Here is a 10,793-nt window from a genome sequence, read left to right as displayed (position 1 = left end):
CTTGGCGTCGACGCCGATGGTGGTGGTCTTGCTGATGGTGGTGGTCTTCTGGTAACCGACCACCAGAGGAACCACGACGTTGTACCACTTCTTGGATGGTGAGCTGCTGTTACCGATGTCGGTGCCGCCGCCGATGGCCCAACCGGTGGTCTTGGTCTGCGATTCCGACCACGAGTAGGGGCATCCGTTCGAGTCTCGGGCGCACACGTTCTTCCGGCCGCGGTACACCCAGTCGTCCCAGGTGTTGTTCGCCCGCTGGAGGGTGATCGCGCGGGTCACGTGCCCGCCACCCGTGCCGGGGACGATCTTCGCGCCGTCGGAGTAGCTCTGGCTGAAGCAGGTGGTCGTCGCCGCGTTCGCCGTGCCGGTCATGCAGACCGCCGACGCGGCGACGAGGGCCCCGCCCATCACAACGCGCTGCCAGACGGTTTTGCGGTTCACCGCATTCTCCTCTGTCTTCCTTCCATCCGTTGCTGGTCAGATGCGGCCGTTGAGGGCCCAGCCGACCTTGTCTTCCACGAACACGTTTCTGGTCCAGTTGCCGAACCTGGCGTTGCCGTTCCACTCGTAGGTGGTGCCGTTCTGGCAGCCGCGGTTGGTGCGGACCCATCCGCCGGCGTAGTTGCCCTGGGTCCAGCGGCGGACGGCGATCATGACTTGCTGGGCGGTCTGTCCCGGCTTGGCGTTGACGCCGATGGTGGTGCTCTTGCTGACCTCGGTGGTCTTCTGGTATCCGACCGTCAGGGGAAGCACGACGTTGAGCCACTTCCCGGTCGGTGAGGAGGCGTTGCCGAGTGAGGTACCGCCGCCGACGGACCAGTTGACCGTTTTGGTGACCGAGTCCTCCCACGAGTAGGGGCATCCGTTCGAGTCTCGGGCGCACACGTTCTTCCGGCCGCGGTAGACCCAGTCGTCCCAGGTGTTGTTCGCCCGCTGGAGGGTGATCGCGCGGGTCACGTGGCCGCCGCCGGTGCCGGGGACGGTCTTCGCTCCGTCGGAGAAGGACTGGCTGAAGCAGGTGGTCGTCGCCGCGTTCGCCGTGCCGGTCATGCAGACCGCCGTCGCGGCGACAAGGGCCCCGCCCATCAGGATGCGTTGCCCGATAGCCTTACCGTGCATGTCGTTGCCTTTTCATGTGGCTGTCGCTGCTGGGTGATACCTGGGCGTGTCGAGGGCAGGCGTTCCGTTTTCCTCGCTTGCCCCTGCGCGGTTCTTGTCCTGCTTTTTCGCTCAGTACAGATCCGACCAGACCTGGGCGTGGCGGCCGTTCACCTGACCGATGAGATCCACCCTGTTCATGTGGTTGCAGGGATCAGCCCCGTACTTCTGGTTGAAGAGGTTGCCGGCCTCTTCGCAGGTCCAGAGCCGGATCACCTGCCGCGGATTCCAGGTGACCTTTCCCTTGTAGCCCGGCAGTTGCATGTTGCCGATGCTGTTCGTGTGGTCGATGACCCGCAGGCAGATACCGTTCTCGACCTTGGGGACTTCCAGGACCTTGGCGACTCTTCCCACTGTCTTCCCGTTGGCCCTCGCGTCCCAGTAATTCCCGCAAATGCGGGAGCCGGACTGGGCCTGTGCCGTACCCGGCAGCGTGATTACTGCGGCCGCGACCGCGAGGCCCAGAATTACCGCGCGCTTGACTGGACGTACTTTCGCCATCTTTGCTTCCTTTTCGGTTCATGGAGCGGGCAGGGTCGAATGATGGACCCTCACGAAGCGAATGTGAGCTACGAAACCTCGCTCGGCGGAATCAATATGTGGCTTGCCGAATTACAAGTCAAGACTTCAAGTAAGGTTTTTGCGAGTGCTTTAGTGAAGGAAATTCAGGGCAGGCCAAAGCGTCCACTGTGCGCTTTTCTGAACGGGTAAAGTGGGTGTCGAGGCGTTGCGTTGAAGGTGAACTGAATATGTCGAGAGGGTGATGGTCTGATTGAGTGCGGCGCTCTGCGCGGCGTCTCCCCTCCCGGCCCTCCCGTACTTCCCCTTCGTCGAGCTGAATTCGTGGCCGAGTATTCGCCCGATGATCACTGCGGTCAAGTGATCACGCAGTGAACGAAATGAACGCAACGCCACTTGGAGCTCGTACCACGATCTTGTTGATGTGTCCTGGTTGGCCGTGACCGATGTGACGATTCGGCCGTTCGGGATGGTGTGAGTACTCGGCCGTGGACCCGTCGATGACGACTTGTGGGCACTGGTCGAACCCCTGCTGCCGCCCTGGTCGGAGCGGTCGCCGCGGCCGCGGCCGGTGGCCGGTCCGGCTCGTCTGCAGGGCGTCCTGTATGTCCTCTACAACGACATAGCCTGGCAACTTCTGCCCCTGGAGCTGGGGTTCGGCTCCGGGCTAGACCTGCTGGCGCAGGCTGGAGCGATGGGAGCTGAACGCCGCCGGCGAGCTCGACTGGTCGACGGCGTGTGTGGACGGCTCCCACATCCGCGTGGATTTTGCGGCCTTTGGCCCTGGCTGCGCCGCGCGGACTCTTGCCGTCAACTGCCACCGTGTGTCGGGCCTTCGGGCCGGGCTGGATGCGGCGGTCGGCCAGCCAGGCGCCCACCGCTCGGTCGAGTGCATCGGCATCGAGGCGGGCCAGGGTGCGGCGGATAGTCGTCTCGCACGGCACCGGCTGCGTGCCGCTCGTCGGGCAGCGACGCGCACCGAGACGGTCCAGGACAGCTAGCCGGAAACTGGCAGCAGAGCTGACCCGCCAGGGCTCCCGGCAGCCGACCCGGCCCACCGCGTCGGCGCGCGCAGTTCCTCCCGCTCCAGGGCGGCATACGCCGCCCTGGACTGCCAGTCTTCTTGGCCGCCTGCCGGGACCGGACCAGCCGTATGGCCGTCGTACTGCCCCCGCCCGGTCCGACGAAGCGGAACGGCGGCAGTACCGTGCCGCATACCGGCAGCTCGTCATCCGCGCGATCGAATGGCTCGAACCCTGGGCGGGTGTCTCAGGAGCGGCTGCTCGTGCCGGCCTCGGACAGGAAGCCCTCCATGACGAGAGTGGCCGCGCCGAGGCTCACCGGGTTGCGGTCGATGGGGCACAGGATGATTTCTGTGCCCTCCCACGGCTCGTCGAGGGCGTAACGGGCCGCCGTGGTGCGGGTGTGCCGCAGGAGGTGTTCCCCCAGCCTGTCGGCCACCCAGCCGGTGAGCACGATGATCTGAGGATTGAACAGATTGATCATGTTGGCGATGGCGACCCCGAGGTAGCCGCCCGTAGCGGCGATGGTCTGCTCGGCGACCGGGTCCCCCACGGACAGGGCGGCGGCCAGCGCGTTGATGGTGGCCGTCTGGTCGCTGGGGACGAGCAAAGGGCTGTCCGGCGCGACATCCTGCAGCTGCTGCATGATGCCAGGAGCGCCGACATAGGCCTCCACGCATCCGACGCACCCTCGACGGCATCGCCGGCCCTCGAGGACCAGGTTGGTGTGTCCCCACTCCCCGGCCGTGTTCGTGGCGCCGTGGTAGATCGCCCCGTGCACGGCGAGGCCGGCTCCGACGCCGGTGCCGAGGGTCAGCACGGCCACGTGATCCCGGCCACGGGCGGCGCCGAACCACAACTCGGCGACGGTGCTCGCGCGCAGCGGGTTGTCCAGACGGACGGAGTAAGGGATGCGCTCGGCGAGGAGGGCGGCGAGCGGTACGTCGCGCCAGTTCCAGTTGGGCGCGAAGACCGACGCCTTCCCGTTGGGCCCTACCTGACCGGGGACGCTCACGCCCACCCCGAGCACCCTGTCGTCGGGCACCTGAAGCTCGTCGAGGACGGTGTCGATGCCGCAGACGATGCGGTCCACCACGTGTTCCGGCGGGTTGTGCTGCGGATGCAGCTCCTCCTCGGCCCGAGCAAGCACCCGCAGGGCGGGGTCGAAGACCTCGACGTGCACGTAGGTCTCGGCTATGTCGACCCCGATGAGCCGGGGGCCGTCGGGGTCCGGGGCGAGGAGGTTACGCGGACGGCCTCCACCGGATTCCTGCTGGCCGATTTCGGCCAGTAGTTCGAGGTCGTGCAGCTCGCTGACGATGTCCGCCGTGGTGGCCACCGACAGACCGGCGGCCGTGGCGATGTCACGTCTCGCCACGGGGGCCGAGGCGATGACGTGCCGCATCACAGCGAACCGGTTGATCCGTCGAATGTCCTGGTGTGTGCGCTTCACGGGACCATCCGGAGCTCGGGTGTCGGACTCGGCCGCCTGATCGTAACCCCGGCACCCCGCGGTGGTCAGCGACCGGTCATGACTTTTTCTGGGCTGTTGACGAAGGGGGACTGCGTGCATAATCTGCCTCTCGCTTCACCGCATCGAAACCGCCCCGATGGCTGGAAGTCATCGCTTCCGGCTCTCCTCCCTCTCTCCGCAGACCGCGTCCGTCCGACGCGCGTCGCGCCTGGCCTCCGCAACCCCCACGGAACGTTTCTGCGTGTGCGGATGCCGTCTGCCTGTGCTGTTCCGAATCGAACAACCGCCCCGAATTGAAGAAGAGGTGGGTCATGTCCCCTGACCAGAGCTCCGCAGGAATCAGAGCTTTCGACCGCAGGACGCTGCTGCGCGCGTCCGGCGTGGCCGCGGCGGCGGCAGCACTGGCCGCCTGCGGCGGGAACACCGGTCGCGGCGGCTCGACCGGTGGCAAGGCGGCGATCAGCCAGTGGTACCACCAGTACGGTGAGGCCGGTACGCAACAGGCCGCGCTGCGGTACGCCAAGGCGTACCCCGGGGCGAACGTCTCCGTGCAGTGGATCCCCGGCGACTACAACTCCAAGCTCGCCAGCGGCCTGGTGTCGAACAACGGTCCGGACGTCTTCGAGTTCCACCCCGACGTGCAGATGGCGAAGTCCGGGCAGATCGTGCCCCTCGACGACGTCATCGCCGACGTCAAGTCCGACTTCACGGAGAAGGACCTGGTCGCCAACTCGGTGGACGGCAAGGTCTACGGCATCCGCATGATCGACGACCCGCAGTTCCTCTACTACCGTAAGAGCCTGCTGGAGAAGGCGGGGGTCGAGCCGCCCACCTCCTTCGACGAGCTCATCGAGGCGTCCCGCAAGCTCACCAAGGACGGCGTCAAGGGCCTCTACCTCGGGCAGAAGGCCGGCACCGACGCGCTCGCCAGCCCTCTGATCTGGGCCACGGGTGGCGAACTGCTCACCCCCGACCACAAGGTCGCCTTCGACACGCCGGCCACCGTCGCGGCGCTGAAGCAGATGCGCGAGCTGTACACCAGCAAGACGCTGCTGCTCGGTGCCCCGACCGACTGGTGGGACCCCTCCGCGTTCACCCAGGGCCTGACCGCGATGCAGTGGTGCGGCATGTGGGCGATGCCGGGCATCCAGAAGGCACTCGGGGACGACTTCGGGATCGTCCCGCTGCCCGCCGTGGGGGACAAGGGCCGTCAGATCGTCTACAACGGCGGCTGGTCCACCTACGTCAGCGCCAAGGCGAAGGACGTGGACGCGGCCAAGGCGTTCGTGAAGTGGCTGTGGATCACGAAGACGGACTACCAGGAGGACTGGTGCACCTCCTACGGCTTCCACATCCCCCCGCGCAAGAGCCTGGCGGCGAAGGCCACCAAGCTCAAGAGCGGCACGGCCGCCGAGGCGGTGCAGCTGTTCGACACCAAGGGGCACTACGACGACCCGTACTGGACCCAGGCGATGATGACCATCTCCCAGGACATGCTGAACAACGCCGTGGTCAGCGGTAAGAACCCTGAGTCGGAGGTGGCGAAGGCCCGCACCCGGGTCGAGGCCGAGCTCAAGAAGATCGGCTGAAAGGCCCGTCCGCACATGGCACTCATGACCAGTGGTGGCACCCGCAAGGGTGCCACGGCACCCCCCGCCCCCGCCGCCCGTCGAAGGCCCGCCACCAGCGCGGCCCGCGGGCGCAACCGGAGCTTCTGGATCTTCAGCGCTCCTTTCCTCGCCGGTCTGCTCGTCTTCGTCTACGTACCGGTCGGCTGGAGCCTGTACCTGAGCCTCTTCCAGGCCCAGAACACCGTCTCCCCGACCAAGTTCGTCGGCCTCGACAACTACGTGGACATCCTCACCGAGGGACCCTTCACCGACAGCCTGTGGACGTTCTCGCTCTTCGCGCTGATTGTCGTTCCGCTCACCTACGTACTGGCCCTTGCGCTCGCCCTGCTGGTCCACCGCATCCGGGTCGCCCGGGCCTTCTTCCGCTCGGTGTTCTTCATCCCGACCGCGTGCTCCTACGTGGTCGCCTCGATGGTCTGGAAGCTGTCGATCTTCAACGGAGTGCGCTTCGGCCTCGCCAACACGGTCCTCGGCTGGTTCGGCATCGAGCCGGTCGCCTGGATCGGCACCGTCTCCCCGCCCTGGTACTGGCTGGTGCTGGTGACCGTACGGCTATGGCTGCAGCTCGGCTTCTACATGATCCTGTTCCTGGCCGCCCTCCAGCAGATCCCCAAGGAGCTGTACGAGGCAGCCTGGACCGACGGCGCCAGGCCCGGCCTGCAAACCTTCCGGCACATCACACTGCCGCAGCTGCGCACCACTTCGGTCGCCGTGGTGCTGCTCCTGCTGATCGCGGCGTACCAGGCGTTCGACGAGTTCTACAACATCCTGCCCAACACGCCCTACGCCCGGCCGCCGCTGGTCTACCTCTACTACACGGCTCTCGGGCAGGGGCAGGACTTCGGTCACGGCAGCGCCGGCGCGCTGGTCCTCTCGGCGCTCATCGCCATGGTGACGCTCCTGCAGGGCAAGATCTTCGGCTTCGGAAAGGCGAACAGCTGATGGCGCTCTCCCCGACAGCGGTCGGCCACCGCGGCCGGCGCCGCTCCATCGGCGCGGTCGGCGTCTACACCGTCGCCGTGATCATGGCACTATTGTTCCTGCTCCCCTTCTATCTGCTGGTCCGCAACAGCCTCTCCACCGACCAGGACATCACCGGCGCGCACTGGCAGTTCTTCCCCACCACACTGCACTGGGAGAACATCTCCGAGCTGTTCAACGACCCCGCGGTCCCGATGGCGCGCAGTATGTGGAACTCCCTGGTCGTCGCGGTGCTCGGCACGGCTGGGCAACTGCTCATCTGCTCGCTGGCCGGCTACGCGCTCGCCCGCATCCAGCACCGGCACGCCAACAAGATCTTCTACGCGGTGCTGGCCACCCTGATGATTCCCAGCGCGGTCACCTTCGTGCCCAGCTTCGTGCTGGTCTCCTCGCTCGGCTGGGTGTCGTCCCTGCAAGGTCTCATCGTCCCGGGACTGTTCAGTGGCTTCACCGCCTTCCTCTTCCGGCAGTACTTCCTCGACTTCCCGAAGGAACTGGAGGAGGCGGCCCGGATGGACGGCCTCGGCTACTGGGGCTCGTACTGGCGGATCGTCGTCCCCAACTCGCGGGGCTTCTTCTCGGCGATCGCGGTGATCACCTTCATCACCAACTGGAACGCCTTCCTGTGGCCGCTGGTCATCGGCCAGGACCAGTCGACCTGGACGGTCCAGGTCGCCCTGTCCACCTTCACCACCGCACAGACGGTCAACCTCCACGAGCTGTTCCTGGCCGCCACCGTGTCGATCCTGCCGCTGGTGTTCGTCTTCCTCTTCCTGCAGCGCTACCTGGTCGAGGGCGTCGCCCACACCGGCATCAAGGGCTGACGGCGGCACTCGCACCCAACCCGGCAACCGCCCCACGGTCGCCCTTCGCACCCCCTTCCTCCTGGAGCACCTCCATGCCCAACCACGGCGGCACACCGCTGACCGGGGTCATCCACCTCGACCCCCAGTTCACCGTCGGCGAGGTGAACCCAAGGCTGTTCGGATCGTTCGTCGAGCACCTCGGCCGCTGCGTCTACACCGGCGTCTTCGAGCCGGACCACCCCTCGGCCGACACCGACGGACTCCGCACCGACGTCCTGGCCCTCATCCGCGAGCTGGGCGTCACCATGGTGCGCTACCCGGGGGGCAACTTCGTCTCCGGCTACCGCTGGGAAGACGGTGTAGGCCCCGCGGATCAGCGCCCCCGCCGGCTCGACGCGGCGTGGCGCACGGTGGAGACCAACCAGTTCGGCCTCAACGAGTTCATGCGCTTCGCGGCCAAGGCCGATCTCGAGCCCATGCAGGCGGTCAACCTCGGCACCCGCGGCCTGCAGGAGGCACTCGACCTGCTCGAATACACCAACCACCCCGCCGGCACGGCCTGGTCCGAGTTGCGCCGCTCCCACGGCGTCGACAAACCGCACGGCATCCGACTGTGGTGCCTGGGCAACGAGATGGACGGCCCCTGGCAGCTCGGCCACAAGAGCGCCGACGAATACGGCCGCCTCGCCGCCGTCACCGCCAAGGCCATGCGCGACATCGACCCCGGCCTAGAACTGGTCGCCTGCGGAAGCTCCAACCGCGCCATGCCGACCTTCGGCACATGGGAGGCGACGGTCCTGGAACACACCTACGACCTCGTCGACTTCATCTCCTGCCACGCCTACTACGAGGAGAGTGACGCAGACGTCGACAGCTTCCTCGCCTCGGCCGCCGACATGGAGGCGTTCATCGACGGAGTGGTGGCCACCGCCGACCACATCGGCGCCAAGCGGCACTCCGCCAAGCGCGTCAACCTTTCCTTCGACGAGTGGAACGTCTGGTACCAGAGCCGCCCGGTCAACAACACCGACACCCCCGACTGGAGCGTCGCCCCGCGCCAGTTGGAGGACGTCTACTCCGTCACCGATGCCGTCGTCGTCGGCAGCCTGCTGATCACCCTGCTGCGCCACTGCGACCGCGTCACCGCCGCCTGCCTTGCACAGCTTGTCAACGTGATCGCGCCCATCATGACCGAGCCCGGCGGCCCGGCCTGGCGGCAGACCACGTTCTACCCGTTCGCGGACGCGGCCCGCCATGGCCGCGGCCAGGTGCTCCGACTGGGACTGGACAGCCCCGTCCATGACACCGCCCGGTACGGCGAGGTGCCCCTGCTGCACGCCACCGCCGTACAGGGCGAGGACGGGACGCTGACCGTCTTCGCCGTGAACCGCGACACCGCACGGCCGCTGGAACTCACCGCCGATCTGCGGGCACTGGGCCCGGTCGGGGAGGTCCGGCACACGGTCCTGACCGACCCCGACCGTCACGCGGCCAACACCTTGCAGGCACCCGGCCGGGTGACTCCCCACCAGGTGGGGGAGACCAGCGCACGCGACGGCGCCCTGCGGGCCGTGCTGCCCCCCCTGTCCTGGAACACGATCACCATCGCGCCCACGACCTGACGCGCAACCCCGCTCCGGTCAGGGCCATGCCCCTGACCGGCGTCCCGACAGGGACTTCCAGCCACCCTCAGTGCCTCAAAGGAGAGGTGAACCCATGGTCAGAACACTGCTCGATCGGTCGGGCACCGCCGGCCGAAGAGCCATCATCGCCCTTCTGGCGATGATCGCCGCCTTCGTCCTGCCCGCACCCCAGGCACACGCGGACTCGGTGTCGTTCACCCTTGGTGCCACCCGGACCGACCAGAACGGCAACACGCTGCAGCTGCACGGCCTGGGCATCGTCAAGGTCGGTGGCACCTGGTACGGCTTCGGTGAGGACAAAACCGGACGGACCAGCGCGGACACGTCCTTCCAGAACATCCCCTGTTACACCTCGACCGACCTGAACACCTGGACCTACCAGAGCGCCGCGCTGACCCTGCAGTCCAGCGGCGACCTCGGCCCGAACCGGATCGTTGAGCGGCCGAAGGTCATCTACAACGCGTCGACCAGCACATACGTGATGTACATGCACATCGACAGCAAAACCTACGCCGAGGCCAAGGTCGGCATCGCCACCAGCAGCACACCCTGCGGCCCCTACACCTACCGGGGCAGCTTCCGGCCCATGGGCAACCTGAGCCGCGACATGGGCCTCTTCCAGGAGACCGACGGCACCGCCTACCTGATGAGTGAGGACCGCAACAACGGCCTGCGCATCTACAAGCTCTCCGCCGACTACCTCTCCGTCGAGAGCGCCGTCGCCCTGCTGCCCAGTGCCGAGTCACCGGCCATGGTGAAGGTCAACGGCATCTACTACCTGCTCGGCTCCCACCTCACGGGATGGCGGACCAACGACAACGTCTACTCCACCGCCACCTCGCTCTCCGGGCCCTGGTCGTCATACAAGAACTTCGCCGCACCCGGCACCAACACCTACAACAGCCAGACCGCGAACATCATCACCGTCCAGGGTACGTCCGGAACCACGTACATCTACGCCGGCGACCGCTGGAACACCAACGACCTGGGCAACTCCCAGCTGATCTGGCTGCCCATGACCATCCGCGGAACGACGGTGAACGTCGGCCAGTACCCCACGTGGTCCCTCGATACCGCGGCGGGGACCTGGACGGCGGGCGGCGGGCTCCCCTCTGACGGAGTCCACACCCTGACCAATGTCGGCAGCTCCCTGCTGATGGACGTGTCCGGCTCGTCCACGTCGAACGGCGGCAAGGTCATCCAGTGGCCGTCCACCGGCGGCGCCAACCAGAAGTGGACCTTCACCAAGGTCGCGGACAACATCTACACGCTGAAGAACGTCAACAGCGGACTGTGCCTGGACGTGCCTAGCAAATCGACCGCCACCGGACTGCAGTTGCAGCAGTGGACATGCAACGGCGGGACCAACCAGCAGTGGTACCTCAACCTGACCGGCAGCTTCAGCGGGAGCACGTACATGCTCGTCGGCGTGGGCAGCGGCCTGAACATCGGTGTCGCGGGCAGCTCGACCACCCAGGGCGCGGCCGTGGACCAAGAAGCGGGCGCCGGTATGTCCAGCCAGAAGTGGAACCTGTCGTGACCCTCTAAGGGCGTGCACA

General features: G+C 66.7%; 10 protein-coding genes. 6 read left to right on the top strand and 4 right to left on the bottom strand.

The window, feature by feature from the left end:
- From ACFY5B_RS37630 to ACFY5B_RS37620, 3 genes are all read right to left on the bottom strand, one after another.
- Nucleotides 1-441 (bottom strand): hypothetical protein (locus ACFY5B_RS37630; RefSeq protein WP_389979132.1); only part of this gene is annotated, 441 nt, incomplete at its 3' end.
- 36 nt (nucleotides 442-477) lie between these two features.
- Nucleotides 478-1,119, bottom strand: coding sequence for a hypothetical protein (locus ACFY5B_RS37625; RefSeq protein ID WP_389979129.1), 642 nt, complete (start codon nucleotides 1,117-1,119; stop codon nucleotides 478-480).
- Between the two features lie 111 nt (nucleotides 1,120-1,230).
- Nucleotides 1,231-1,659 (bottom strand): hypothetical protein, encoded by a 429-nt coding sequence (locus tag ACFY5B_RS37620; RefSeq protein ID WP_389979125.1) that lies wholly within the window; start codon nucleotides 1,657-1,659, stop codon nucleotides 1,231-1,233.
- A 526-nt stretch (nucleotides 1,660-2,185) separates the two neighbouring features.
- On the opposite strand from ACFY5B_RS37620, the gene ACFY5B_RS37615 reads away from it, so the two are divergent.
- Entirely contained in the window at nucleotides 2,186-2,605 is a 420-nt protein-coding gene (locus tag ACFY5B_RS37615) for a hypothetical protein (RefSeq protein ID WP_389979122.1), read from the top strand.
- A gap of 341 nt (nucleotides 2,606-2,946) precedes the next feature.
- Here the strand turns inward: ACFY5B_RS37615 and ACFY5B_RS37610 are convergent, their stop codons facing one another.
- A complete protein-coding gene (locus ACFY5B_RS37610; RefSeq protein ID WP_389979119.1) occupies nucleotides 2,947-4,152 on the bottom strand; it encodes an ROK family protein in 1,206 nt (401 codons plus the stop codon).
- A 332-nt stretch (nucleotides 4,153-4,484) separates the two neighbouring features.
- Here ACFY5B_RS37610 and ACFY5B_RS37605 point away from each other — a divergent pair, with 332 nt between their 5' ends.
- The 5 genes from ACFY5B_RS37605 (at nucleotide 4,485) to ACFY5B_RS37585 (ending at nucleotide 10,774) form a co-directional block, all read left to right on the top strand.
- A complete protein-coding gene (locus ACFY5B_RS37605; protein WP_389979116.1) occupies nucleotides 4,485-5,762 on the top strand; it encodes an ABC transporter substrate-binding protein in 1,278 nt (425 codons plus the stop codon).
- A gap of 24 nt (nucleotides 5,763-5,786) precedes the next feature.
- Nucleotides 5,787-6,746, top strand: a complete 960-nt coding sequence (locus tag ACFY5B_RS37600) for a carbohydrate ABC transporter permease (protein ID WP_389979113.1) — start codon at nucleotides 5,787-5,789, stop codon at nucleotides 6,744-6,746.
- On the top strand, nucleotides 6,746-7,609 hold the full coding sequence (locus ACFY5B_RS37595; RefSeq protein ID WP_389979110.1) for a carbohydrate ABC transporter permease: 864 nt from the start codon (nucleotides 6,746-6,748) through the stop codon (nucleotides 7,607-7,609). The genes ACFY5B_RS37600 and ACFY5B_RS37595 overlap by 1 nt, the downstream gene beginning before the upstream one ends.
- A 74-nt stretch (nucleotides 7,610-7,683) precedes the next feature.
- Nucleotides 7,684-9,213 (top strand): alpha-N-arabinofuranosidase, encoded by a 1,530-nt coding sequence (locus ACFY5B_RS37590; protein ID WP_389979106.1) that lies wholly within the window; start codon nucleotides 7,684-7,686, stop codon nucleotides 9,211-9,213.
- Between the two features lie 94 nt (nucleotides 9,214-9,307).
- A complete protein-coding gene (locus ACFY5B_RS37585) occupies nucleotides 9,308-10,774 on the top strand; it encodes an RICIN domain-containing protein (protein ID WP_389979103.1) in 1,467 nt (488 codons plus the stop codon).
- The last annotated feature ends 19 nt before the right edge of the window (nucleotides 10,775-10,793 follow it).

It is taken from the genome of Streptomyces sp. NPDC013187 (assembly GCF_042899705.1).
Classification (GTDB): Bacteria; Actinomycetota; Actinomycetes; order Streptomycetales; family Streptomycetaceae; genus Streptomyces; species Streptomyces hawaiiensis_A.
This window is presented reverse-complemented; position numbering and strand designations above follow the sequence as displayed.

Bases quoted from the DNA above. Each gene is read 5' to 3' on its own strand.
- ACFY5B_RS37625 (WP_389979129.1), bottom strand. From the start codon at position 1,119: ATGCACGGTAAGGCTATCGGGCAACGCATCCTGATGGGCGGGGCCCTT.
- ACFY5B_RS37620 (WP_389979125.1), bottom strand. From the start codon at position 1,659: ATGGCGAAAGTACGTCCAGTCAAGCGCGCGGTAATTCTGGGCCTCGCG.
- ACFY5B_RS37605 (WP_389979116.1), top strand. From the start codon at position 4,485: ATGTCCCCTGACCAGAGCTCCGCAGGAATCAGAGCTTTCGACCGCAGG.
- ACFY5B_RS37600 (WP_389979113.1), top strand. From the start codon at position 5,787: ATGACCAGTGGTGGCACCCGCAAGGGTGCCACGGCACCCCCCGCCCCC.
- ACFY5B_RS37595 (WP_389979110.1), top strand. From the start codon at position 6,746: ATGGCGCTCTCCCCGACAGCGGTCGGCCACCGCGGCCGGCGCCGCTCC.
- ACFY5B_RS37590 (WP_389979106.1), top strand. From the start codon at position 7,684: ATGCCCAACCACGGCGGCACACCGCTGACCGGGGTCATCCACCTCGAC.
- ACFY5B_RS37585 (WP_389979103.1), top strand. From the start codon at position 9,308: ATGGTCAGAACACTGCTCGATCGGTCGGGCACCGCCGGCCGAAGAGCC.